This is a genomic window from Vibrio sp. QJM3NY_39, assembly GCF_057785895.1.
The window spans coordinates 1,266,541-1,290,584 of the sequence record NZ_CM173506.1 but is presented as its reverse complement, the minus strand read 5'-3'; the positions used below and the strand labels follow the sequence as shown (position 1 = coordinate 1,290,584).

Annotated in this window: 23 protein-coding genes and 1 riboswitch; of the genes, 4 read left to right on the top strand and 19 right to left on the bottom strand. The window is 43.8% G+C overall.

Features of this window, described 5'->3' with window-relative positions; translation table 11 throughout:
- Positions 1-28 precede the first annotated feature (28 nt).
- Both AC3CHU_RS21655 and AC3CHU_RS21650 read right to left on the bottom strand, forming a co-directional pair.
- The gene (locus AC3CHU_RS21655) at positions 29-1,009 is read right to left on the bottom strand and encodes a helix-turn-helix domain-containing protein (RefSeq protein WP_488526324.1); all 981 of its coding nucleotides are present in this window, start codon (positions 1,007-1,009) and stop codon (positions 29-31) included.
- 181 nt (positions 1,010-1,190) lie between these two features.
- Positions 1,191-1,619, bottom strand: coding sequence for a PACE efflux transporter (locus AC3CHU_RS21650; protein WP_488525649.1), 429 nt, complete (start codon positions 1,617-1,619; stop codon positions 1,191-1,193).
- Between the two features lie 138 nt (positions 1,620-1,757).
- Here AC3CHU_RS21650 and AC3CHU_RS21645 point away from each other — a divergent pair, with 138 nt between their 5' ends.
- Positions 1,758-2,660 (top strand): LysR family transcriptional regulator, encoded by a 903-nt coding sequence (locus AC3CHU_RS21645; RefSeq protein ID WP_488525648.1) that lies wholly within the window; start codon positions 1,758-1,760, stop codon positions 2,658-2,660.
- A 417-nt stretch (positions 2,661-3,077) separates the two neighbouring features.
- Positions 3,078-3,422 carry a hypothetical protein gene (locus AC3CHU_RS21640; protein ID WP_009844840.1) on the top strand — a complete coding sequence of 115 codons (345 nt, stop codon included), beginning with the start codon at positions 3,078-3,080 and terminating at the stop codon, positions 3,420-3,422.
- Positions 3,423-3,607: 185 nt separating this feature from the next.
- Here the strand turns inward: AC3CHU_RS21640 and thiE are convergent, their stop codons facing one another.
- Positions 3,608-4,225, bottom strand: coding sequence for a thiamine phosphate synthase (thiE, locus tag AC3CHU_RS21635; protein ID WP_488525647.1), 618 nt, complete (start codon positions 4,223-4,225; stop codon positions 3,608-3,610).
- 261 nt (positions 4,226-4,486) lie between these two features.
- On the opposite strand from thiE, the gene AC3CHU_RS21630 reads away from it, so the two are divergent.
- A complete protein-coding gene (locus AC3CHU_RS21630) occupies positions 4,487-6,430 on the top strand; it encodes a methyl-accepting chemotaxis protein (RefSeq protein ID WP_341635585.1) in 1,944 nt (647 codons plus the stop codon).
- Between the two features lie 135 nt (positions 6,431-6,565).
- Here AC3CHU_RS21630 and thiM read toward each other — a convergent pair whose 3' ends face one another.
- The 11 genes from thiM to AC3CHU_RS21575 all read right to left on the bottom strand — a co-directional run bounded on the left by thiM (position 6,566) and on the right by AC3CHU_RS21575 (position 16,765).
- On the bottom strand, positions 6,566-7,351 hold the full coding sequence (thiM, locus tag AC3CHU_RS21625; RefSeq protein WP_488525646.1) for a hydroxyethylthiazole kinase: 786 nt from the start codon (positions 7,349-7,351) through the stop codon (positions 6,566-6,568).
- A gap of 70 nt (positions 7,352-7,421) precedes the next feature.
- On the bottom strand, positions 7,422-8,090 hold the full coding sequence (gene tenA / locus AC3CHU_RS21620; RefSeq protein WP_488525645.1) for a thiaminase II: 669 nt from the start codon (positions 8,088-8,090) through the stop codon (positions 7,422-7,424).
- An 8-nt stretch (positions 8,091-8,098) separates the two neighbouring features.
- On the bottom strand, positions 8,099-9,055 hold the full coding sequence (locus AC3CHU_RS21615; protein WP_488525644.1) for an ABC transporter substrate-binding protein: 957 nt from the start codon (positions 9,053-9,055) through the stop codon (positions 8,099-8,101).
- A gap of 120 nt (positions 9,056-9,175) precedes the next feature.
- Positions 9,176-9,916 carry an ABC transporter permease gene (locus tag AC3CHU_RS21610; RefSeq protein ID WP_488526323.1) on the bottom strand — a complete coding sequence of 247 codons (741 nt, stop codon included), beginning with the start codon at positions 9,914-9,916 and terminating at the stop codon, positions 9,176-9,178.
- 67 nt (positions 9,917-9,983) lie between these two features.
- A complete protein-coding gene (locus AC3CHU_RS21605) occupies positions 9,984-10,742 on the bottom strand; it encodes an ABC transporter ATP-binding protein (protein ID WP_488525643.1) in 759 nt (252 codons plus the stop codon).
- Entirely contained in the window at positions 10,732-11,625 is an 894-nt protein-coding gene (thiD, locus tag AC3CHU_RS21600) for a bifunctional hydroxymethylpyrimidine kinase/phosphomethylpyrimidine kinase (protein WP_488525642.1), read from the bottom strand. Before thiD ends, AC3CHU_RS21605 begins: the two co-directional genes overlap by 11 nt.
- Positions 11,626-11,721: 96 nt before the next feature.
- Positions 11,722-11,833: riboswitch (TPP riboswitch) on the bottom strand.
- 98 nt (positions 11,834-11,931) lie between these two features.
- Positions 11,932-12,849 carry a DMT family transporter gene (locus tag AC3CHU_RS21595; protein ID WP_237298252.1) on the bottom strand — a complete coding sequence of 306 codons (918 nt, stop codon included), beginning with the start codon at positions 12,847-12,849 and terminating at the stop codon, positions 11,932-11,934.
- A gap of 85 nt (positions 12,850-12,934) precedes the next feature.
- Entirely contained in the window at positions 12,935-13,663 is a 729-nt protein-coding gene (locus AC3CHU_RS21590; RefSeq protein WP_488525641.1) for a helix-turn-helix domain-containing protein, read from the bottom strand.
- Between the two features lie 173 nt (positions 13,664-13,836).
- Positions 13,837-14,862, bottom strand: coding sequence for a DUF4382 domain-containing protein (locus AC3CHU_RS21585; RefSeq protein WP_488525640.1), 1,026 nt, complete (start codon positions 14,860-14,862; stop codon positions 13,837-13,839).
- A 423-nt stretch (positions 14,863-15,285) separates the two neighbouring features.
- Entirely contained in the window at positions 15,286-15,537 is a 252-nt protein-coding gene (locus AC3CHU_RS21580; RefSeq protein ID WP_009844829.1) for a DUF2999 family protein, read from the bottom strand.
- A gap of 130 nt (positions 15,538-15,667) precedes the next feature.
- Positions 15,668-16,765 carry a YdcF family protein gene (locus AC3CHU_RS21575; protein ID WP_017077471.1) on the bottom strand — a complete coding sequence of 366 codons (1,098 nt, stop codon included), beginning with the start codon at positions 16,763-16,765 and terminating at the stop codon, positions 15,668-15,670.
- Positions 16,766-17,261: 496 nt separating this feature from the next.
- Here AC3CHU_RS21575 and AC3CHU_RS21570 point away from each other — a divergent pair, with 496 nt between their 5' ends.
- Positions 17,262-17,936, top strand: coding sequence for a glutathione S-transferase family protein (locus tag AC3CHU_RS21570; RefSeq protein ID WP_488525639.1), 675 nt, complete (start codon positions 17,262-17,264; stop codon positions 17,934-17,936).
- 130 nt (positions 17,937-18,066) lie between these two features.
- On the opposite strand, the gene AC3CHU_RS21565 is transcribed toward AC3CHU_RS21570, so the two are convergent.
- The 5 genes from AC3CHU_RS21565 to AC3CHU_RS21545 form a co-directional block, all read right to left on the bottom strand.
- Positions 18,067-18,717, bottom strand: coding sequence for a hypothetical protein (locus AC3CHU_RS21565; protein ID WP_171309308.1), 651 nt, complete (start codon positions 18,715-18,717; stop codon positions 18,067-18,069).
- Positions 18,718-19,204: 487 nt separating this feature from the next.
- Complete coding sequence (locus tag AC3CHU_RS21560) at positions 19,205-19,789, bottom strand: hypothetical protein (RefSeq protein WP_488525638.1); 585 nt, start codon at positions 19,787-19,789, stop codon at positions 19,205-19,207.
- 325 nt (positions 19,790-20,114) lie between these two features.
- Positions 20,115-20,504, bottom strand: a complete 390-nt coding sequence (locus AC3CHU_RS21555; protein ID WP_488525637.1) for a hypothetical protein — start codon at positions 20,502-20,504, stop codon at positions 20,115-20,117.
- The gene (locus AC3CHU_RS21550) at positions 20,497-22,122 is read right to left on the bottom strand and encodes an SNIPE associated domain-containing protein (protein WP_488525636.1); all 1,626 of its coding nucleotides are present in this window, start codon (positions 22,120-22,122) and stop codon (positions 20,497-20,499) included. The genes AC3CHU_RS21555 and AC3CHU_RS21550 overlap by 8 nt, the downstream gene beginning before the upstream one ends.
- A 436-nt stretch (positions 22,123-22,558) precedes the next feature.
- Positions 22,559-23,602, bottom strand: coding sequence for a GMP reductase (locus AC3CHU_RS21545; RefSeq protein WP_004731658.1), 1,044 nt, complete (start codon positions 23,600-23,602; stop codon positions 22,559-22,561).
- Between the last annotated feature and the right edge of the window lie 442 nt (positions 23,603-24,044).

Genomic DNA, 24,044 nt, shown 5'->3' with positions numbered 1-24,044 from the left:
GATAGCTTTGTACTGTTGCTTACCGACGTTAGCTGTGCTCTTTTCGGTACTGTCTTGGCGTCATGTTCATCTGTCTTTTGAACGCTCGGGTAAAGTGGGAAGAATCGGAATAGCCCATTTTCGCGCCTACTTGCGTGATCGATAGATCTGACTGCTTAAGCAATTCCAAAACCTGCTCAAGAACCATCTTCTCAATCAAGGTTTTGTAGACCACCCCTTCACTTTCCAACCGACGCTGGATCGTTCTGACATGAATATTTAGAATCTCAGAAGCTAAGCTAATTGGGAGTTTCCCCATCGTGAGATAAGGTTTAATAACAAGCTTAAAAGCGCTCAGGAATGAGCTAGGTAAAGGCGCGGTGATTTCTGGTTCTCGAGCTACCTTTGGCAACGCAATAGGTGCAAGCATAATGTCTTCAGGGATCTCAAAGGCAGTGACCGGTCTATGCGTATAAAACTGAGCACTGCCCATTTGTGGTAGAGATTGAAAACATTCGAGATCGCCATTCTGAATTCCGACCTCAGACGGCTTCCAACGACCTTGCGTTAATACTGAAAGTAGCTCGTTAATGAAAATAACAGAAAACAGCTCAGCGAACTTAAACCAAGGTGCGTTAGTAAATGGCTTCTCACGAACCAACCACCACTTGCCTCCGGATTGCTTGGTATAAACATTCGCACCATTGGATACGAGCTTAAGCTGCTCACCAAATTGGTCTAGCGCGATTTTCAATGAACCCTGCTGGCTTAGCTTAGCCACAAACCTTGGCACATAGGTTTGCTTGCAAAAACTCCACATAAACAGCGAAAACTCTTCTCTCGACGCAGATTCCCCCATAATCTTGACCACGTTTTTAATAGTGGTCTCAGGGAGATAATCGTAATGGTCATTACTGGTGAGAATATCATTAGGGATTTGGGCACTGCGTAGTAAGGTGTAGATTTCACCATCAATATGTTTGAACAATTCCGCGAACAATTCGACTTCTTTCTTATCAACAACCGTCATTGCCTGAGGGGTATTTGGCATCCTTTCCTCTTATCTATTCGTTAACGAACTCAAATTATCACCTTCTTTAAGATAGCAGAACAAACGCCGCGTTACCTAGAGCTACTAACCGAATATACCCGTCAAAATAACGAATAAACAAACGGTTAGTCGCTCAAATTACATTTACTGACTTGGTAGTTTACTGAACCGCTAAATCGGCTTTTCGAACCCAAAATGCTCGCACATGGTCGTAAATCAGATTAAACACAAACGCGTAAATGGTAATAAAAATGGTCACGCCGATGTCCATCAAAAATGCCTGCCATAACCCGACGTTGAGCAAGTACGCCATCACAGGGATCGTCGCCACCAGCAAGCCTGCCTCAAATAACACAACATGAAAAACACGTAACTTAAGTGAACGCTGAGATTTTTCACCCGTAAAGTAGCGATCAAAAATGCGGTTAAAGCAGTAATTCCAAATCATAGCGATTGTCGCAACAACTATCATGGTTCCTGATAAGGCATTCACATCATGATCGGTAAATATCGCTAAACCTATAATTGAAAGTGTTACAGCCAAAACTTCGAATAACACTGAGTGGAACACTCTTTCTAACGTACTCATACATTCCTCTAAATAATCTAGTCTGTGTTGGATTAGCTCGGATTATGTCATCGAAAATAATAAGAGAAAGTTAACAGCCATCACGATTAGTGATAGCCTGAGCATTGTCATCCTATTTGGTATTGAGCGAGAGGTAACATGTACAGTTTTGAGCAACTAAAAGTATTCGTCACCGTGTGTGAAAGTGGCTCTTTTTCTGCTGCAGCACGCAAGCTGAAACGCGCTCAGTCTGGTGTCAGCCAATCGATCGCCAACCTTGAAATAGCTATCGACCAAGAGTTGTTTAGCCGCGAGAAAAACATCCCCGTTTTGACCAACACAGGTAAAGCGTTGTTACCTGTCGCCAAGTCGATTCTCGACCAACAAAAGTACTTCGATCAAAAAGTAGAATCGCTGACACAAGAAGATGAACACGAACTGATCATTGCTGTGGATGAGAGCATCATTGATAAGAACTTCATCAAGATAATCAGTTCACTAGCCGATCAGTTTCCAATCACACACTTCGATATTATTACGACATCTACCTTCGATATTGAAGACTTAGTCAGACGCGGAAAAGCACAGATAGGCATCATCTACGCGGATGGTGAGCTTAAGGTGGATATGGACTTTTTCCTACTTGGCCAAGCGCGCTTTCTTACTGTCAGCTCTGCCACGCACGAGCTGAGCCAAATGCCCGTCGTTCAAGACTCAGACCTAAAGCGCTACCGCCAATGTGTGCATCGTAGTTCGAAGCAGCACGAATTGTGGTTCACCTATGGCATCAGCTCCATGCTTTGGTATGCCAACAACCACAAAACGATCATCGATCTCGTTGAACAGAACGTAGGTTGGGCAAATGTGCCTGAAATGATGGTGATGAAAGGGATTCAGAAAGGAGACCTTGTGGCTTTGCCTGTCGCACACGAGCATGGTGGTTGGATAACACCTGTTGGTTGCTTGGTGTCTCGCAGTCACATCAATGGCCCAGTGTTAACAAGTTTACTTGAAAAACTAAAAGGCCACTCATTAGAGAACAATCAATGGCAAGCCAACTAATCTTCCCCAATCCTTGAGTTCAGCCTATTTCAGCAACTGAATCCTAAATCAATGACGGTGGTGTTTTCTCCAGCACTACCTCATTTGCGCTTTTCGTGCCGATAATTTTCTTTGTCGTGTGGATAAAACACCCTAGTTGATATCCCAAAGTGACATAACTAGTATGCGATCCCAAAGGGTTTGTCTTATCAAACTGATATCGACAAACCAAATCGCTCTTTAACACCACTGACCCAACTTCAAATCTCCCACATAAGTACCCCTGCCCTGCAACCACTTGTGAAAGCTTCAAATAGATCACTTTTGAATATTGATTCGCACCCAGTTTATGAGCCCTCTTCGAGTGCTTTTTTATATCTAAATGAACCTTTTGGAAAATTTGTCGTGAACGTTTTAAGAAATATTTGCCCTGAGAAAATGGGCAAAGAGCGTAACAAACGAGAGTATGATTTACGCGTACTTAATTGTGTCAGTGAAAGCGAATATGAATCGCGTATGGCAGTTTGGAATAGCTTAACTTTGGTTGCTACTCCGTCTGTTTCAGAAACAAAAGGCTTCATCGATGAGGCTTTCAACAAACTTCAGCAAGACTTGAAAGAAGCGAGCCGTGAGTTATCAATTAACTACACGGACTTCATTGCCATGGCGCATGAAGAACTCAACTACATTAAGGTGTTTGTTGCTGATAAGACCGCACAATACGGCTGGTATGCCGCGATCGTTCTTATGATCATCGGTACTGTTGCTCTGTGTGCTCAATAGATCAAACTGTGCATTCAATAGACGCTTTCAGGCTCAATAAAAACGTTATGCCTCACACACAGCATAGCGTGCTTAATAGTTTGCCTTAAAAGCTCAAGCGATAGGCCAATTTAGCCTTTCTTTGAGGCTGCTGTTCAACTAGAAAACAAATGGTTAACCTCATTTGTTTTCTAGCCGATACCCCTTCACTCCCCCATTAGAGACAACAGATCCCGCGTCGCTTGTTTGGGATCTTCAGCGTGACATATCGCAGATACCAGAGCTAACCCATGAATACCGCTCTCAACTAACTGCGGGATGTTCGATTCGTTAATTCCACCAATACCGACAATCGGCAACTTCGTTGTCTCCAACGCCATTTTAATGCCGTCATAACCCCAATGTTTCTTAAGATTTGTCTTGGTCGGTGTGGCAAAAAGCGCACTGAGGCCAATGTAATCGATCGGCAGACTATCGGCTTCTTGAAGCTGTTGCTCAGTTTCGATAGACAGACCAAGAATCTTGTCTGGGCCAATCAACTGACGCGCTAACTCAGCCGGCATATCTGATTGACCTAAATGCAAGCCGTCAGCATCCACAGCCAACGCAACGTCTACCCGATCGTTAATGATCAGCGGTACGCCAGAGCCAGCCAAAATCGACTTAACGGCCTGCGCTCGTTCAATAAAAGCTCTCACATCTCCATGCTTTTCTCTCACTTGGACCATAGTGACGCCACCAGCGACCGCTTGTTCAACCACGAACTTGAGCGTATCTAAATCTTGTTGGTCGTCCGTTACTAAGTAGAGTTTATAAGGGGTCATATCGTGCCTTTGGAGTCGGAGTCTAAATAGAGTTTCTACTATTTTACCGACAAATCGCATCATGTGCATGGAAGTTAATACTAAATTAGCTCAATTAAGCGCGCACCATTGAATATACAACTTGTTGAAAGCATACCGAAAACCCTGTTTTTTTTAACGAAAGCGTTACTTATTACACAAAGTATTCACTTCAAGCATGCCCAGAACGCTGTTTTATGAAATACTCCGCAGTGAAGGAATCAGGTCAATATAGGGATAGTTATGCGCCACCTTTCTATAGCGCTCAAGATCAAGCTGGGTTATGCCATCTGCTTGCTCTTTTTCGTCATTTCAGGCTTTGTGAGTTACAAAGGTATCCAAACCTTGTCGAACGGCTTTAGCCAATACAGTGAACTCAGCCATAAAGCGACATTGTCAGGCAACATCCAAGTGCACTTTCTTCAGATGCGTCTAGCCTCTGAACGCTACTTAGAGACATTGGATGAGCAATACGAAGCGAATTATCAATCAAGTAAACTCACAATTGATGAACTGCTCAACAGCTTAATTCAGACCACCACCAAAACCGATAGTCTAGCTAGCCTACAATTAGTGCAAGACAGCGTTGCTGCTTTTGATTCGGCTTATGGGTCAATGAAGCAGAGCCAACTCCTCATCAACCAATTGGTGAATGTCGAGATGGTTAAAAGAGAAACCAACGCACTGAAAGCCGCTCAGAGCTTGTTGTATGAGTCTTACAACAACAACGATCCAAACGCGAGCTTATACGCAGGTATGTTGATGGAGAACTTTCTCGCAGCGAAGATCACTGTGCTCAGTTACTCAAACAACAACGATCTAAAAACCTATGAAGCCGGTAAAGATATCTTTGAATATGCATTGCCAGGCATCGAGGGCGATATTGAATCTCTTAAATCATCCCCTTACCAAAGCGAGCTGATTGAAGACTTCTCTAACCAGCGCGAAGCGTATGCAAAAGGCTTTGAGCAAGTTCATCAACAGATGATTGAGAACACCCAAAGAACCGCAACCCTCGCCTCTATTGGTGACAGTTTAGCGATTGCAGTCGCGGATGCTCAAAGCATTCTAGAGCAACAGAAACAAGCATTGACGCCTGAACTGCAAGCCAGTGAAAAACGTTCGATTCAAATCATCTTCTTGCTAACGGGTGTGGCTTTAATTATTGGTATGACAAGCGCCGTTTTGGTTACTCGTTCAATTACTAAAGGGCTTGCACAGGTTAAGCAGATCACCAACGAACTTTCTCAAGGCAATCTGAATGTCGAAGTAAACATAGAGAGCAAAAATGAGATCGGCGAACTGCTGACCAACATGGAGATTACGATTGAATCTCTACGCGATATCGTTGGCGAAGTGAACCGATCTAGTGTCCGCATTGGGGAGATGTCGGAGTCACTCAATCAAGTGACCAATAACAGCTCGACCAACGCAACACAGTTGAACAATGAGATGATCAATATCTCTTCTGCCGTTGATCAATTGGCTTCCAGCACATCAGAAATTGCTGCAAGTGCTAACCACGCGTCTCAGGTTGCCAACCAAGCAACTGAGAATGTGGCGATGGGACTCAAAGAAGTAGACAAAACACTGCACGAAATTGGCAGTGCCGATGAAAGCATGCAGGTGAGTAGCCAGAAAGTGACTGACCTACATAAAGAGTCGATGAACATTGGTGCCATTCTTGAAGTAATCAAAGGCGTTTCTGAGCAAACCAATCTGTTGGCATTGAATGCGGCTATTGAAGCTGCGCGCGCAGGTGAACAAGGTCGTGGGTTTGCAGTAGTAGCCGATGAAGTAAGAACCTTAGCTAAGCGCACCCAAGATTCTGCAAGCCAGATTGATGAACTCATCACCTCACTGCAGCGTGGTGCAAAAGACGCGCTAGAGTCGATCAAAGAGAGTCACAGCACGGTTTCAGATGCTTCAACTCAGGCACAACAAGCCTCTCAGAATTTGCATGTGATTAACCAACACATCCAAGATTTGAATCAGGCCAACAGCCAGATCGCAGTATCGGTTGATGAACAGGATTGCTTGACTAAGTCGCTGGGTGAAAATGCGCAAGGTGCAAACACCATCGCACAAAGTAACCAAGAGTCTGTAAGCAGTATTTCTGGCGCAGCGAGTGACTTAACCGAGGTTGCTCATCACCTAGAAAGCCAAGTGAATCGATTTAGAACCTAGCTGACTTTAAGTCTCTGTTATTTCTAGCCTCGTTTATTGAAAACATAGCGAACACGATTTACATAATAATAAAGCCCCCAGCACATTCGTGTTGAGGGCTTTTTAGTTGGCTAAATGCTTATAGCCAGATTGAACCTACTGAATCTTCAGACGTTGAATCAGCGTATCTTCATCTAGTTGATACAACTCATCAAGTAAGTTCATCTGCAGGCTACCTGGGCCACATGAGTTCTCAGCCGCAATTTCGCCTACCACGCCCAATACCGCTGCAGCAGCCAAACCACTGTCATCACCAACAGCAGCAAATGCGCCCGTCAATGCCGTTAAGGTACAACCCATGCCCGTTACATACGGCATCATTGGGTGTCCATTGTTTAACATCACAACACTGTCTTTGGTGACAACGTAATCTGTCTCACCAGAAATCACCACATTGGCACCGTATTCACCCACTAAGCATTGAGCTGCGCCTAATGCAGCATCACTGCTATCCAGCGCATCAACGCCTTTACTTTGTGCTTGCTCACCCGCTAACGCGATAATCTCAGACGCATTACCACGAATGATCAACTTATCGGCTAAGCGTGCAATTTCACGAGAAGTCTCAGTACGCAGCGTACTTGCGCCACAACCCACAGGATCAAGAACCACCACCTTGTTGTTCGCGTTGGCTTGTTCTACAGCAAAACACATTCTTGGCGTCCAAACACTGTCGAGCGTTCCGATGTTGATCACCAAAGCGCCAGAGAAAGACATCATCTCTGCCAACTCTTGCTGTGAGTGCGCCATAATAGGCGAAGCACCAATCGCCAATAACGCATTGGCCGTGTTGTTCATCACGACGTAGTTGGTGATGTTCACAACCAATGGCTTTTGTTCCCGTACTGCGCGCAACGATTGGATGATTTGTTCAGTTAGCATGGATTAATCCTTATAAAAGAAAGTCGTTTTAAGCCGCTGCTGATTGGTTAGCGACAAGGTTTAGCCGTGGTTAATCATTAAGTGCATTCAGACCTTGCTGCCAAAAAGCCACTTCCATACGCGTTGCGGTTTTAAAGATATGAATGATGTTCTGGCCGCGCTCGCTGTTGATATCAATTTCAGCAAGCAGTTGATTAAAGTATTCTGCGCCCGTTGCTACGCCAGACTGGAACTCTTCTCCGCCGTAAAGCTGTAACCAGCTTGCGTATGGGTTGCCTTCTAATACAGTATCGCTGCTTCCTAGAAGCGCTTTACCGATCACAGCGTAACCAATTGAACACGGAGCCAGTGCCGCATATAAGTCGACAAGATCACCCGTCATACCCGCATCTAGAACGTAGCGCGTGTAAGCAACTGTGCCGAAATCTTCAGGTTCGTTTTCTAAATCCGATTCGGTTAACCCCCACTGACCACAGTAAGTGACGTGGTGAGAGATTTCAGAATCTAATAAAGCATGAACACTTGGCAGTGCACGACGCATATCAGCCAGTGTTTTCGCCTTGTAGATCGCCAAGGCATAAGCGCGGGCATACTGTTTTAAGAACAGAAAATCTTGCTTCAAATAATGCAGAAAACAAGGCTGAGCGAGAGTGCCGTTTGCCAGCGTTTTAACAAAAGCGTGCTCGGTGTAGTCTTGCCAATCTTGTTGACAGGCTTGGATTAAGTCTTGGTATTTCATGAGATTCCTTAGTCAAAAGTCGGTACGTAGTCAGCGGCTTTTGGTAGTGATTTGATAATGCCTTTGTCGAACATGAATTGTGCGTAATCGTCGTAACGCTTTAGGTCAACTGCAGAAGGGCGAAGTGCAAAACGAGTCAGCGTGTCATTCCATGCACGTTGGTTAAGCTCGTTATTCAACGTATCTGGTGAGTACGCAACAAACTCACTCCATGACTCTTGTGGGTGGTTCACAATGTAAGTCGTTGCTTGTTCCAATGCTTTGTTGAACGCTTTGATCGCTTCATCGTCGTGCTGCTTTGCGTTCGCCACAAAGATAAGCTCATCGTAAGCGGGCACACCGTGCTCTTCTGGGAAGAATGCCTTCGCTTTAAAGCCTTCAAGTGCTAGTTGGTTCGTTTCGAAGTTACGTAAGCCACCCCAGATTGCATCGACCTTGCCTGATGCTAATGAAGACGACAGTGCCCAACCAACATTGATGGTTTGTACGTCTGCAAACGCAACATTTTCTTGCGCTAGCATGGTGCCGATAGTTGCTTCTTCGTTACCCGCAATCGCAATACCGATCTTTTTGCCTTTCAGATCCGCTAACGAATCGTTCTTGCCGTTATCCAATACCATTAGTGTGTTTAGTGGCGTCGCGATAAGGGTTGATGCACGAACCAAAGGAAGACCCGCTGCCACATCCATGGTTAAACTTGGTTGGTAAGTTACCGCTAAATCGACCTTACCTGCCGCAACCAATTTTGCAGGCGTGCTTGGGTCGGCTGGCTCTTGGATCTCAACATCTAAGCCTTGGTCAGCAAAGTAACCACGCTCTTGAGCAATCACAATCGGGCCATGGTTCGGATTCACAAACCAATCCAACATCAATGTCAGTTTCTTTTGTTCAGAATCCGCTAGAGCATGACCTGAAACTAGCGAAGCAAGCAGTGCCACTGCACCTACCAATTTGGTTTTTTTCATAGTTAACCTTTCCTTTTGAATATTATTATTGTGTGTATCGAGCTAATTTTTAACGACGTTTTGTTTAGATTAATAGCGTTGAGCGAAGCCTTATTAAACAAAGTATTATTGAGCAAGCCATCACTGGTTCTCCCAAGGGATAGCTTTTTTGAGTAACTTGTCTGTGATGAAGTAGAGCGAGATAGACAGCACCGCCAAGATGAACAAGGCCGCAAACATCTCATCGATGATCATGCGCGCGTTGGCCTGTAGCATTAGGTAACCCAGCCCTTCACTCGAACCCACCCATTCGCCAACAACCGCGCCAATTGGAGCAATCACCACAGCGACACGAATGCCAGACGCCAGTGTTGGCAGCGCAGCAGGCAATTGGATATAACGCAACAATTGCCATTTCGATGCACCCATCGTTTTAGCAAGATCGAGATAACCTGTCGGTGTATTTCGCAGGCCGTCGTAGCAACAGGTCGTTACAGGGAAGAAGATAATGATCGCCGCCATAATGACTTTTGATGCAATGCCATAGCCAAGCCACAGCATTAACATTGGCGCAATCGCAAAAACAGGGATCGCTTGGCTGGCAATTAAGATAGGCAATAGCCAACGTTTCAACGGATCAAACATCAGCATCTGCAGGGCAAGAAATAGCCCCATGGATAAACCGAGCAATAGACCAAGTAAGATCTCTTGTGCAGTCACCCAAGTGTGTTTGAGTAACACATCGTAACGTTCGATTAGCTTAATAAAGACTTCTGCAGGCGCTGGTAGAATGAAGCTCGGCATCTCGAAGATAACGACCACCAGTTGCCATAAACCGAGAATCACAGCACTGCTGATCAGCAAACGCATTACGGGATTCATCTGACGAGGAGGTGTAGTGGCAGCCTGTACGTTAGCTGAACGAGCCACAACTTCGCTTCGTGTTAGATCATTCATAATCACGCTCCAACTGATCTAAGATCGCTTGTTGTAACTCAGCACATTCACCATCTAACACTCTTGGTGTGGCCGTGTTGGGCACAGATAAAGACTGAGCATTCGCAGGTGTGCCTTGTAACACATACAAGTTGTCCGCCAAACGCACCGCTTCTTGTGGATCATGAGTGATCAGAACAACGGTTTTACCTTTTAGCAGTTCACACGCTAAGCTTTGTAGCTTATGCCTTGTTACCGCATCTAACGCAGAGAAAGGTTCGTCCATCAGTACAACTGGCTTGTCTTGCATTAAGGTTCGAGCCAAAGCAACACGCTGGCGCATACCACCAGACAATTGATCCGGCATAGTAGACGCGTGATCAGCCAAACCAACCGCAGCTAACAACTCTAGTGCTTGATTGGTTTGCAGTGCTTTATCAGAAGGTGAATTTTGAAAACGATGACTTAGGCAAACATTGTCGATAACCGACAACCATGGCAGTAACAAGTCTTGCTGTGCCATGTATGCGATGCGATCCGTTAAAGGCAATTCATCAGACGTTGCCAATGTGCCCTGCCATTCAACCTTGTTATCTAGCAAGCCTGCCAAATAACGCAATACCGTGGTTTTCCCGCAACCACTGCGACCAAGTAGCACCGTCCACTTACCTGCTTTTAAGCTCAGTGACAGCCCCGATAAGGTCGCGTGCTCGCTATCTCGGTAACGCAGAGTCGCATTGCTGAGTTGAACACCAACCGTATTAACGGACATTACCGTGTCCAGCAAAGAAGTGATTTACAGGCCCATGACCTTGGCCAACTTGCAGCTCATCAGCGTGAGCAATCGCGCGAGAAATGTATTGTTTACCTAGGTCAACAGCTTGAGTAAGCGTGTTGCCTTGAGCCAAGAAAGAAGCGATAGCAGAAGAAAGCGTACAACCCGTGCCGTGGGTATTTTTAGTAGGAAAGCGCTTCGCGCTAATCAGAGCAGATGTGGTTGGCAGAATCAGTAAGTCGTTACTGTTCTCATCCTTCTCTAAGTGACCGCCTTTTAGCAGGACAGCTTTAGCACCTAGTGCGCGTAAGTCTTCAATCATGCCCTGCATTTCGGCTTCGCTTTCAGGGACAGCTTTACCTGTCAGTGCAGCGCCTTCTGGCAAGTTAGGAGTAATGATGTCTGCCAGCGGAATCAGCTCTTGTTTTAGCGTGGTAATTGCCGAGTTTTCTAGAAGAAGATCACCACTGGTTGCGACCATCACAGGGTCAATCACTAAGTGCTTAGGTTGATACTGCTTAATTTTGTCTGCAACGACTTTGATGATTTGCGAATCGGCCAACATGCCGACTTTTACTGCCACGATATTGAGATCAGTAAACACTGCATCTAACTGACTAGCGACATGGTCGAGTGGAATAGGAAAAATGGCGGAAACGCCTTGAGTGTTCTGGGAAGTGATAGCGGTAATCACAGAACAAGCAAAACTACCGGTAGCAGACATGGCTTTAATATCAGCTTGGATACCGGCACCGCCGCCACTGTCTGAGCCTGCGATCGTCAATACAATCGGAGTGTTCGTTCGAATCGAACCATCAGCAGAGTGCTGTGAAACTGAGGCTTTGGGCGTTAAATCTTTTGAAATAGAACTGTGTGTCATTGTCGCTCCTACTATCTTACAAGACGTAGGAGAACGAACACTGATCGAAGGAGAAGTCGCATTAGGCTCATGAAAGTCTTCATGGGTGCAGACGTAGATCGAGTGCTTATAGTTCCCTACGCCAGTGTTAACTGAATCAGGTTCAACGGGTCTCGATTAACGATCTCAGCAAACACCAAATAAGGTATATGCCCCCCGACTATTGATAGCGATAGTAACAGCACTCTCACAACTGAGATACTGATTTTATTCAATTATAAGAATTACACATGAAAAAATTTCAATTAGGTCCAACAAAACAAATACTTATAACGTTCCTTTAGATGGCTTCGACTGTATCAACAAGCACAACACAATCAGAAACATACCTAGCCAGCCTGTAAAAGGAATCAGCTCACCGACAACACAGACGGCAAGCACCGCTGCGACTACCGGTTCAAACAAAGTAAGTAGATTGGCACTACTCGCGGTCACGTGGCGTAAACCAAAACTGAACGCGATATAGCCCAAGCATTGTGGGATTAGCGTCAGATAACTGATGACTAATACGTTAATCTGCGAGGAAAACAGGTTCTCACCAGTAAACCAGAGCGTTGGCAGCAACAGCATCGCACCCAGGCCAAAAATACTGCCCATCGCCGCTTGCGACTTAATCCCTTTATCGATCAGTGCTTTGGTCGCCCAAGAATAAATGGCGTAACACAACCCAGCGAGCAAACCCAAAGCAATACCTAACAGCTTTAGATCATCACCGGATTCATTCGTCGATGAAGATTCTGAAAACACCAACAACCCAATACCCACGACACCAATCGCAAAGCTAGTGAGCCAACGTTTGTTGATGTTGTTATTTTTGCTAATCAGACACTCTAACAGTGCTGAAAAGAAAGGTGCGGTTGCAATCGAAACCACGGTACCAATCGCCACGCCTGATAATTTCATTGAAGAATAGAAAGCTAAAGGATAGACCGCCAAAGCCAAAGCGCTCACTGCCAACAGCTTCTTATTCTGCAAAAGTTTATCAAGGGCTAATAGGATTTTTCGATACGCTAGGCCCGCTTGCATTAGGCCGCCGACACCCATAGAGAAAGCACCAATCGCTAATGGGCTTAGATCAGGCGCAAAACTTGCGGCGGTGCCTGTCGTGCCCCATAAAATGGAAGCAAACAAGATGGCTAAAGTGCCCGTTTGGAATTCGTTAACGCGATTGATGGCAAGATTCATTTCTATTACCCAATTTTCAGTTCTGAAATAGATAATAATGAAGATTGATAAAAGTTAGTTTGCCGAAAGGACGCTATTGTTGTTTCTAAAGACTGTCTTTCATTGAGCCTAGAAACGCCCTTGGAGACATTCCAAAGTGCTGAGAGAAGCGGCGACTGAAAGCAGAAACATCACTATATCCCACATTTTCAGCGATCAATTGAACAGGTAAATCTGTGTGGGTTAACAAGGCTTGAGCTTTCTCCATACGATATCGAGTGATGTATTTAAGCGCACTGATACCCAGGCATTCTTTGAAGCGTTTTTTGAATTGAGTAGGACTCAAACAGGCCGTTTCTGCAAGTTGTGAAATGGATAACGGCTGCGTGTAATTATCCGCTATCAGCCTTTGTACCGCACGGATTCTTGGGTCGATGCTCTTGCTGACTTGTTGTTGCTCTAACAGCAATGAAAACACATCCAAAACTGATGACTCAATGCCACTATCGACCTGATATTCCAACTGCTTCTCAACAAACAGCAAGAAGCTCATCAAAGGTGGCGTTATCGTGAAAACCGATAGCTCGTGCTCTAACAAATGCTGAGGCAACACAGCCATATCCGCGACAATAAACCGCGCTGCTTCGTCCGCTTTAAACGCATGTGCTGTGGTTACCGGAATCACCACACATTCGCCCACCGCCACTTTACCGACATACCCCACCATCTCGATATTGATACTGCCTTGGATGGGCAATACCAATTGATGATGGTCATCATGGGCATGGGTATTAAATTGCTTGGTATAAAATCGAATGCTTAAGCTAGATTTCATAATCAACGCCGGAGTACATTTCGCTAAGTTAGAGTAAGAGATACAAAGTTACATTATCACTTCCCTAGAGTCACACTCAATGCGCATCAAATTCATGCTAACTAGGTGACGTGATCAAAAACGGCCTCTAAATGAGAGGCCGTTTTTATTAAAAATCGTCATTCACACCAAAGTTAGAATGACACTTGGCTGTCTTGACCGACAGTTACTTGCACGCCGTTTTGAGCTTCGTATATTTCGAACCCTGCGGCTAATGGTGCTGCATTGTCTTCATCACTGTCGTGTTGCGCAGTACAGGTATAACCTAATGAGTAAGTACCTGGGTCGATGAAACCAAGGGAAAACTCATAGTTGGTCTGTGCTTGATTCATTGTCACTGAAGCTGAAGTAATCGGTTTTTTCTCCGCTGTACCACCAATTGGTGCCATGTCAGCTTTAGCGATGTCACCTTCATACAAATAAACCGATTGAACGAAGGTATTATCACCACCGTTACAAGTATCATAAGTAGAAAGAGCAACAGTGCCTTCAATGTTTCCTGTCTCAACCGTATTAATAAGGCTTACAGACGTTCTTTGAATGGTGTAATCAGGGAGAGTTGAACTGTTCTTTAGGCCACGTCGAAGATCGAACTCGACAACAAAATCGTTACTTTGTTGGTTCACAGTAAATGAGTTATTAAAGTAAAGTACTCCAGCGTTATCTTCTTTACCCACGCCTTGCGGGCACGCGCCTTCACCTTTCACCGTTAACTCACGATTCGTATCATCATTTTCTACCACGTAAGATGGATCTGTTGGGTGATCGCCATCATTCGCAAACACACACAACTTATAGCTACCTACTGGAACTACCTCATTTTCAATCAAAGGGATCGCATCGCTGCCTTGGTAATCCAATAAATTAACACTTAACGGAATAGGATCTGCGCCATCAGGTAATGGATCGCCATTTTCATCAACGTAGTCGCCGTTTTCGTCCGTTTTATACACATCATAAATCAGTGGCGAACCTCCCCCTTGAGGAAGTAAAGCCACCTTGCTGAATGTCACCGTCACATCTTTAACATCATCGACGGGCGCATCACTCACACTCAAGGTAATTGGTGTCGTACTGCTTGATGATCCTGAGTCTCCGCCACAACCAACAAGCCCTGCCAACACAAGGCTCGCTAAAGCCGTTTCCTTTAAATATTTCATAACTCATTTCCTATAAAATCACTGCTCAATAAAGGGCTTATTTGAGTGCCCTCTTATTCTTTTTCTTGTTGTGACCCATAAATAAACAGCGCTATTGTTTGATGTTTATATCCCTACTATTCAGGGCATTCCTCATCCCAAAAAAACTGTTCATCAAGGTGCACATATCAAGTCGCACATAGGTTAATTAAGTCTAGTAAGTAAACTGTCAGTAGCAATACATATTTGGCAAAGGTGCTGTCAATTGTTTTGAAATAGTCGTTAAGTAGAAAATGGGAGGCAGGGATTGAAAGCAACTTGATCAAAGTGAATAATCGCCACCAAGATCAAAAAAGGCCGTTAAGACAGCCTGTTGCTGAACTTAAACGACCTTTTCATTGAATTTTGATTAAGCTAAGACGATATTAGCTCATTCAAACTCACTTATTTTTGAAGTTGCTCTTTAGCCGCTTCAACCTTAGAAAAATCTAGGCCAAGCTCTTCAACTGCTTCTTTGATTAGCGCAGGGTTTTGCATTACCTGACCCATCAGCATTTGAAGCTTATCTTGTGGTAAACCAAGTTGGCTGATTGTCGCCATTGCTGCAAGAGGGTTCTCGGTCAACGTCTTGAATATCTCGCTGATCTGCTCGTCGCTGATATTGTTCTCTTTCAACATTGCTAAAATCGGGTTCATTTTTTTGCCTTTGAAACACTAAATTAAGTAGGAGCACAGCATACCATCTAGCTGTGCTCGATTGTACTAACAAGTGAAGCTTTGGTTTAACACGAATTGTGCTTTTCCCAAACGCAAATAATGCTTGGGCTTAGCGAGACTCTAATGGGTAAGAGCGGTAGCTCCACATACCATACGTTCTCAGTGCGTCACGGTAGATGCCTAGAAGCTCACCACTGCTCGCTTTCTTAAGATCTTCTAACGGCTTATCTGGGTAAGAAACCGTATCGAAGGTAATGCCCTGAGGGCCAGTTTGCCAGCTCGCGATTTCAAACAGAGTTTGACCACGACGAACATGGCTTGCTGAGCTGATAATGGTCGCATGTTTAATATCATGACGAGCAAGCGCATAGCTACTGAACAAGGCATTGCCTACCGTGCTGGTCGCGTAGTTCTCTTCAATGATGCGGTCTTTGCTTACCCCTTTTGAGATAAGCCAATCCGCCATTAACTTGCCTTCTGTCTTATGGTTCTTAGGCACGCCGCCGGTTAACACGATCATCGCGTCTGGGTTAGCTTTCGACATTGCTAATGTCGTTTCAAGACGTTCAATCAAGATTTCATGCATAGAACCATCAGGGTTAAGCGCGTAACCCAAAGTGACGATGGCACCGTGGTCGCTCAACAGTCCCTTATCCGCAGACTCTTTCAACGGTGTTTCTAACACGCGGTCGACCGTTGCAAAAATACGTTTGATGTCTTCTGCTTTACCTTTGTTCAGGCTTTCCAGCTTCTCCATGTGCTTATTCGATTCACTTTCATTGCCTTCAAATCGCTGCCAAACCGCTAGATACGCGTGCAAGTCGACATCGTCTGGCGCAACCGTCAGTGCTTGTTCAAACAACTCAATAGCGCGCTCTGCATTCTTGTTGTAGATCTGAGCGTTCGCAGCCGAGATCAACAAGTCAGTACGGTAAGGTTCAAGTTGGTAAGCTTCTAACAATCGGTTAGTCACAATTTCCATGTTGCTTGGCATTTTAGCCGTGAAGCCCGCGTGAGAAATTCTTGCCGGAGACTTAAACGCCTGCAACGCATCAAGAAGTAATTGGTCGACAACTTGTCGCTTAGTCACCAACTGCGCGTAATCCGCTGAAGCTTGCACTGCGCCATCGTTAGCAGCAAAAGAGTAAGGTGTTGCGCCAAAGGCTAGCATGCCACCAAGAGCGAGGGCGATAATGTTCTTTTTCATGGAAAGATCCTGTGTCGTTAAATGTTCACATCAGATTTGCTCCCCAATGTAAGCCCCTAAGATTAAAAAACCGTGAACCACACCAGAATCTCCGAGGTTAATATTCATTTGTTGCATAAGGTGTGGCAACAGATCACGATTTTGAACTTACCAGTAAGCCTGTGCATCCAGATAATTTTGGTTTAAAGGGGAATTCACCAATCATTTTGGAATATCTAACTGCAGATTCCATACGCCCTATTCCACCGAAAACTACCCATCACAAACCCGAACTCCGCAGAAAACAACACGCACAAACAGCAACTTTAAGCTCATTTTTTCAACAACTTGAAATTCAACACACTGAATCGCTCAATTCCATTCTCGCTCTAATAACTAAGTTTTAAGCGCATAGATTTAAAACACTCATCAACCGATTTTCAAATAAATTAAAATCAATTATTGAACGATCGTTCAAGCGATGCTTTAATGAATGACCAATACAAGGAGTTACCCCATGCTTAAGTTCTATTTTCACCAAACACCCAACCCAATGAAGATCGCTCTGTTTCTAGAAGAGACAGGCCTAGATTTTGAACTCGTTCCTGTTGATACCTTAAAGGGCGAGCAACACACACCGGAATATCGTTTGATTAACCCGAACGGTAAAACACCAGCCATTGAAGACGATGGACAGCGCGTGTTCGATTCTAACGCTATCCTTTTGTACCTATCAGAGAAGACTGGCGAGCTTGGGGGACAACCGGAAGACAGAGCAGAACTTCTATCTTGGATGATGTTTATCGCGAGCGGTCTTGGTCCTTATTCGGGTCAATCGGTACACTTCCGCCATGCTGCACCAGCAGGCTTAGATTACGCGGTAAATCGTTATCTACGCGAAGCACAACGTCATTACGAAGTGTTAGACAAGCACATGGAAGGTCGTGAATTTATCGTCGGAAATGAGTACACCATTGTCGATGTCGCGGCATGGGGTTGGATTGATAAAGCACCTTTCGTGCTTGGTGAAGAAGGCCTAGAACCTTACCCGAACTTGAAGCGTTGGTTCGATACAATCAACGCCCGCCCTGCTGCACTGCGCGCTCGCGAAATCGGCAAAGGCATTGAATTTAAAACTGAACGTGATGAAGAAGCGAAACGAGCACTGTTTCCTTCGAATTATGCGAAGTAGAAGATAGCTGAAAGTTAACACTTTCCGAAATGACGGTTAAAATCCCAAGCAGAAAGAGCCGCTAAAAAGCGGCTCTTTCTGCTTAAAGCGTTTAACTTGTAAAACTTAAGTGGCTCTAGCAAGGTAAGTGTCAAAAATCCAAATCGACAGTTTTCATATCCTTGGACATGGTTTGTTTCTGCAGACTTCGATATTCAGTAAGCACATGATTCAAAGATATAATTTTTGCACCGTCATACGCTAGAATACCGGCTACAGGAAGAAACAAGAAGATACTGGCTGGAAACTCCACCCCATGATACAACGTTGCGTATATAGAAAAACAAATGACAGGAATAGTTAGAACCCATAAACAAGTAGCTGTAACTAGCTCTATATAGTACCAATATTTTTCCAAGGTACTGACTCCTGAAGTCAGATTCCCGTTTTCTATCTTAGTTAGTCCAGCCGCTCGTTGAAAATGAGCTAAACGTATACCTCTTATACTTCTTCTATAAACATCTAAAAGCTCGTTTCGTAACTCTACGGAACATTTAATCCCACTAGCTTCAGCTATGTGCAACTGTTCTAATTCAGCTTTAAGAATCTCCTTCTTATCCTCACTGACCCACTCACATGCAATTGCATTTTCTAATTTTTTAAACTTATTCGCTTTAAAGTCAGTAAAAGTTTGGAGGATCTCTTTATGGCTTTTAATCACAGTGATGGTAACTATAGTAACCAATACCCAAAGAGATACGTCATTATTTACAATACTGTTGATTAAACTATCTGAGAACATAACTACCTACGCAACTAATTGTTTATCCAATCATACCGCGAATTTCAGCTTACATGCACATCTTCCATGTCAATATATAAGTCATTGAGGGTTACTTCTCAAATTATGGGGAGCTATATTTCCACAATAGACTCTGTAATATCCCTGCCGCCACTGTGTCGCCATTTACTAAACCTTGTGCAAAAAAAGAGCCGCAAAAAAGCGGCTCTTTATGTTGAAAATTAACAAGTTGATATATTTTGGAATTGAAACCAAGATTCGCTCTTCGTAATTAACCAGTTATCTCAAACACATTTCTGGACAGAAACGCGTTAGAGTTGGGGCTCTAAGCAGCTAGATTTGGATAAGGTGAGTTTGTGCAAAGAATGCTCTCATTCCGAAAAGGGCGATAGCTTTCCTGTCCGCATCCGAGCAATTTACTGAATAAAGGGCGGAATTGTTCAACACCTAAATAAAGTGTTGGCTGCGCGACACTTATTCTTATTTATTATGCTAGCTGCGGCCAAACTTTAATATGGAGATATATTAGTTGCTCCTTTAATGAATCACTTTTTGGTATCGCATTGTCGTCAAAAAATTTGAGCCATGCTCTTATACAGCCGCTATAGAATTCATATAGAGTTAAGTGAGACCCATCTGTGAAATTTATGAGGATACTCGGCGTAACCCTTTCAGATTGACCAATCTTGCTAGAATCTGACTTCAATTCACTTAAACCTTTTAGGGCTTCACCTGCTGAATAGAACTCCACCATTTTCGATTGCGTCTCTATTGTTCCGCTAACGGTCGGAGTATACATAGTAATAGTGAAATGCTTTGCGGAATTCGCGATATCTTTTGATGCCTTCAGTGCTTGAACTGAATCCCATTGAGTATTCAATCTCTTTTTCTGATCTCTGTCAGCATTAAGATACTTGCAGCACCAATCTCGTAGTGAGTTAGCTGTAATGGAGAAATTCATTACAAGATCGGACAGATTTTGGGAATCATTCTCGAAAACAATTCCATTACCTTCTCTCAATAACTTCTTAAGCATGTCTTCGGGTGAATTTACCGTGTTGAGCAATGACATTCAGCCTCCTTGTGCACTACCGTTAATGATTACCAAAGTGGGGTATTTAAATATCCCATTTTGGGATTTTCCATGCATCTGATGAATGCTAGACTCTAGTGTAAATGCATGTTTTTATTATGGTATCATGAAGCGAGTAATAGCAAGAGTGAGAAAATACGACAAACAGGGGATTGCTACGCACCTCACGATTGGCGTTTGGAAATCTATCGAAAACTAACGATATGAGACTGATATGGTTTGCTTTCTCCAGCAAGAAATAGGGCAGCTTCGTGTTACTCGACTCCACGAGAAACAATCTAGGTAAAACCTTACCAGTGATTATTCACGGTTTAATTCCAGCTACAATCTGTTTGAACATCAATGCAGAAGATAGATGCGCTGCTGGGCTTCCTGAGAACACCTCACCATACTCCTTTAAATCATTTCGGAACTCTTTTTCGTCTTTCTCTAGTCTTCTGATGATCCTATCTACCGAGTTTAAGATACTTTCGATAAACATTGATGTACATTTCTCAGCATTCACACAGCAAATATCCGCATCAATATCGTGATAATCCAAAACTGTAGCTGACAGGTCAATGGAAAACTCTCCATCACTGTATTCGCACATTACTCGCGATACTTCTGCGTTAGGAAAGCAGCGCTCAGTAGCTCTTGTTACAACTGAGGATACTCGTTGAATGCGCTTTAAATCATTTATTATACTAGCCATTAACCACTTCCCTTTCCTCTAAAAACTTGGACTCTTCATACTGCGCAGCAACAACATCCCGAACCAAGTTAAAGTCACCTTCGACAAACTCATTTAAAGCCTCTTCAACTTCTTCAAAAGTCAGGTTAAAGAACTCTCTTCGGTGATTGACTTTGTTGACTCTTCGAGAGGCAAACTTAGAATGAAGTTTGTTTTCCAAGGCTGGGGCATCATCAGATGGTATAAGAGCATGGACATCAAAAAAGAACGGAACAGATGCATCTCCCAACTCCTTCACACGATCCATAGGCTCTAAACGTCGTGTCATTCCAATCTTGTACACATTTTCACCAAACGATCCCTTGTTTGAGATAACATAAACATATCCTGACCTTGTGAGCTGAGCCATACTTAGCGCCCGCTCTTTCTCAGAAGTCGCACGTTCCAACTTAAGCTTCAGCTCTTCGATATGAGAGTTGAGCTTTTCTACTTCTTCTTGGTTCGCTGTTTGAACTCTGGCTAGAGCATCACTCAAATCTTTTTGAAAAGCTTTTTCCTCCTTTTCACGAGCAGTGACAAAGCTTTCTATCTCTTTTTTAACTTTGGCTTCTTCACGCAGAGACTCTTTCATGAATCGTTGTTCTTCTAGCTCCATCTCCTTTTTATACTTATATTCAAAGGCATGGCGCTGCTCTTCCAGACGCAAAAATAGTAGAGTTCTATTCAGCTCTACGTAGCTATCATCACCACTCTTATTGACCTTTTGAAACCACTTGTCTATTTTTTTTGCATTAGCGGTGAAATTACGCGCGTTAGTATTAGCTATAATGTTGTCTACTTCTGCATTAAAGGCAGTTATCAGAAATTTACCATGTCTCTTTTGCCTTGCCTTTCCTTTAGCAAGATTGTCATTCCAAAGAATATCTTGAAGAATATCAAATGCGTTCCCCTGTTTTATCAGTTCCTTCTGTTTATTTTTTACTTGTTGCAAAGATACCTTAATTTCATCGCTAGTAGGCCCATCAAGAAGGTGTTCAAATGGCGTCACTGTAGAGAGGAGATCCTGATGTTCTTTAGTTAACTCCAAGTCACGCAACTCTTCTCGGAGCTTCTCAATACTGCTAGAAAGTACCTTTTCGCGGGTTTCTCCTGTTTCAATTTTTTTCTCAACATCCGCTAGTGCTTTATCTGCACGAGCAGTTGCTTTATCGACGATGGCTTGGGCTTCAGCTTCCGCATTACTAAGAACTTTTTCACGTTCAGCTTTCACTTCAGTCAGAATTAGGTCTTTTTGTCTATGTGCATTCTCAATTTCTTCAGCTAATTCTGACTTTGCTAGTCCTATAGAATTTTCATTCTCTTGTAATACGAGTGCACACTGTTTTTCTATATCAGCAAGGTGCTCTCTGGCAGCCGCTTTATCTTTCTCGGACTGGACTCTAACGTCATGACAAGTAGCTCTAAGCACGAGCAACTCCTCTTCGAGCTTCATTAAATCTGTAGCCTTCATATATTCAGGGGAGGCTAAAACTTTTTGAATACTCGACAATTCTTCTTTCGCTTCACTTAACTGCTTTTCAAGCTCAGTAACGTTAGCTTGGGCATCCATCAAGAGGGATTTTTTGACTAATCCAAACATTGTTTTTCAAACCTAGATATGTGATGTATTGATTAACTTGGTAAAGAACCGACTGAACCCCCGCCAAATTTATAGACACTTTGTGGCATAAGGAAAAATAGGTCAAATAACCTCGTATAGAAATGAGGTACAAAACAGTTCTAGCTTAGAGTGGGGCAATAATGTGTTAGCTGAACGTCTAACTTAGAAACGACTCATACGCCTTATTTTCCCACCTTATTCAAGACCCTTGATCTGGTGGTGCTTGTGCTGCCCACCACCAAATAATAAAATATACAGCTTTTGTTCTTGATACGTCCCGACTACATAGTGGTCTTTTTTGTATGACACACTCGACTTCAATCAAACCAAAAATTGCTTTTGTAATAGCTTCCAAACAAAAAAAGAGCCGCTAAAAAGCGGCTCTTGATTTTCAAACTATTCGAATCAGCTCAGATTACTCTTTACCGAATACGTTGTTCTCTTGCTCTTGTACACGGATGAAAGTCGTACGCTTAGTTAGCTCTTTAAGCTTTGCGGCGCCTACATATGTACAAGTTGAACGTACACCACCAAGGATGTCAGAAATCGTGTAATGAACTGAGCCACGGTATGGAAGTAAAACAGTTTTACCTTCTGCAGCACGGTACTTAGCAACACCACCTGAGTGCTTGTCCATAGCCGACTGAGACGACATGCCGTAAAATTTCATGTATTGCTTACCGTCTTGCTCTACAACTTCACCGCCTGACTCAGAGTGACCAGCTAGCATGCCGCCTAGCATTACGAAGTCAGCACCGCCGCCGAACGCTTTAGATACGTCACCCGCGCATGAACAACCACCGTCACCGATGATCATGCCGCCAAGGCCGTGTGCTGCGTCGCCACACTCGATGATTGCAGAAAGTTGAGGGTAACCTACGCCTGTTTTAACACGTGTAGTACAAACTGAACCAGGGCCGATACCAACCTTAACGATGTCTGCGCCAGCTAGGATTAGCTCTTCAACCATGTCACCTGTTACAACGTTACCCGCAGAGATAACTTTAGTCGGGAATTCAGCACGTACTTTTTGTACGAACTCAACAAGGTGCTCTGAGTAGCCGTTAGCGATATCGATACAGATGAATACGAACTCTTCGCTAAGCGCCATGATCTTCTTAACTTTCTCGAACTCAGCTTCAGACGTACCGGTTGATACAAAAACATTGTTCAGCGTTTTCTTGTCTGCTGTTTTAGCAAACTCAGCCCACTGCTCTACTGTGTAGTGCTTGTGTACTGCAGTCATAACACCGTGCTCTGCTAGAGCGGCTGCCATTTCAAAGCTTGCTACCGAATCCATGTTCGCTGCAATTACTGGAGTACCAGACCATTGACGACCGCTATGCTTGAATGTAAAATCACGGGTTAATTCAACTTGAGAACGGCTTTTAAGGGTAGAACGCTTCGGACGGAAGAGTACATCTTTGAAACCTAACTTAAGTTCTTGTTCGATACGCATGGTGTTTTCCTTGATTCATAAAATTATGTGTCTCTCGCGAAATGCGTAGTAAAACCGTTGGCAGACGAGTTTACTTTTCTTCGGACACAAAAAAACCGGAGCGTTGGCAGACGCTCCGGTTTTCAGCATTATAGGTCGTGATTTAGTAACAGCAAGTCTGATATTTCACTTTTTTTTGTGCTATCCTCTCAAAGATTCCATACCTGCTTCAAACCCCTCAGCTTTACTTTTCCACTAAATTCTTATTAATTAATAACTTAGCGAACTATTCACGCAAACGCTGTCGGTTTATTGCGCAATCGTTTTCCTCCCTATCTCACTCAATATCACCCTCATTAAGCAATAATGTGAAGAAAGTGCCTCGAAATCACATAAAAATCACACTTTTCTCCAACAAAAAAATGTCTTTTTTCTTAAATAAATTCGATTTTTTCCCAAATTT

Excerpts from the sequence above, each read along its gene's own strand:
- AC3CHU_RS21655 (WP_488526324.1), bottom strand. The coding sequence starts at position 1,009 with ATGACGGTTGTTGATAAGAAAGAAGTCGAATTGTTCGCGGAATTGTTC.
- AC3CHU_RS21650 (WP_488525649.1), bottom strand. The coding sequence starts at position 1,619 with ATGAGTACGTTAGAAAGAGTGTTCCACTCAGTGTTATTCGAAGTTTTG.
- AC3CHU_RS21645 (WP_488525648.1), top strand. The coding sequence starts at position 1,758 with ATGTACAGTTTTGAGCAACTAAAAGTATTCGTCACCGTGTGTGAAAGT.
- AC3CHU_RS21640 (WP_009844840.1), top strand. The coding sequence starts at position 3,078 with ATGGGCAAAGAGCGTAACAAACGAGAGTATGATTTACGCGTACTTAAT.
- thiE (WP_488525647.1), bottom strand. The coding sequence starts at position 4,225 with ATGACCCCTTATAAACTCTACTTAGTAACGGACGACCAACAAGATTTA.
- AC3CHU_RS21630 (WP_341635585.1), top strand. The coding sequence starts at position 4,487 with ATGCGCCACCTTTCTATAGCGCTCAAGATCAAGCTGGGTTATGCCATC.
- thiM (WP_488525646.1), bottom strand. The coding sequence starts at position 7,351 with ATGCTAACTGAACAAATCATCCAATCGTTGCGCGCAGTACGGGAACAA.
- tenA (WP_488525645.1), bottom strand. The coding sequence starts at position 8,090 with ATGAAATACCAAGACTTAATCCAAGCCTGTCAACAAGATTGGCAAGAC.
- AC3CHU_RS21615 (WP_488525644.1), bottom strand. The coding sequence starts at position 9,055 with ATGAAAAAAACCAAATTGGTAGGTGCAGTGGCACTGCTTGCTTCGCTA.
- AC3CHU_RS21610 (WP_488526323.1), bottom strand. The coding sequence starts at position 9,916 with ATGAATCCCGTAATGCGTTTGCTGATCAGCAGTGCTGTGATTCTCGGT.
- AC3CHU_RS21605 (WP_488525643.1), bottom strand. The coding sequence starts at position 10,742 with ATGTCCGTTAATACGGTTGGTGTTCAACTCAGCAATGCGACTCTGCGT.
- thiD (WP_488525642.1), bottom strand. The coding sequence starts at position 11,625 with ATGACACACAGTTCTATTTCAAAAGATTTAACGCCCAAAGCCTCAGTT.
- AC3CHU_RS21595 (WP_237298252.1), bottom strand. The coding sequence starts at position 12,849 with ATGAATCTTGCCATCAATCGCGTTAACGAATTCCAAACGGGCACTTTA.
- AC3CHU_RS21590 (WP_488525641.1), bottom strand. The coding sequence starts at position 13,663 with ATGAAATCTAGCTTAAGCATTCGATTTTATACCAAGCAATTTAATACC.
- AC3CHU_RS21585 (WP_488525640.1), bottom strand. The coding sequence starts at position 14,862 with ATGAAATATTTAAAGGAAACGGCTTTAGCGAGCCTTGTGTTGGCAGGG.
- AC3CHU_RS21580 (WP_009844829.1), bottom strand. The coding sequence starts at position 15,537 with ATGAACCCGATTTTAGCAATGTTGAAAGAGAACAATATCAGCGACGAG.
- AC3CHU_RS21575 (WP_017077471.1), bottom strand. The coding sequence starts at position 16,765 with ATGAAAAAGAACATTATCGCCCTCGCTCTTGGTGGCATGCTAGCCTTT.
- AC3CHU_RS21570 (WP_488525639.1), top strand. The coding sequence starts at position 17,262 with ATGCTTAAGTTCTATTTTCACCAAACACCCAACCCAATGAAGATCGCT.
- AC3CHU_RS21565 (WP_171309308.1), bottom strand. The coding sequence starts at position 18,717 with ATGTTCTCAGATAGTTTAATCAACAGTATTGTAAATAATGACGTATCT.
- AC3CHU_RS21560 (WP_488525638.1), bottom strand. The coding sequence starts at position 19,789 with ATGTCATTGCTCAACACGGTAAATTCACCCGAAGACATGCTTAAGAAG.
- AC3CHU_RS21555 (WP_488525637.1), bottom strand. The coding sequence starts at position 20,504 with ATGGCTAGTATAATAAATGATTTAAAGCGCATTCAACGAGTATCCTCA.
- AC3CHU_RS21550 (WP_488525636.1), bottom strand. The coding sequence starts at position 22,122 with ATGTTTGGATTAGTCAAAAAATCCCTCTTGATGGATGCCCAAGCTAAC.
- AC3CHU_RS21545 (WP_004731658.1), bottom strand. The coding sequence starts at position 23,602 with ATGCGTATCGAACAAGAACTTAAGTTAGGTTTCAAAGATGTACTCTTC.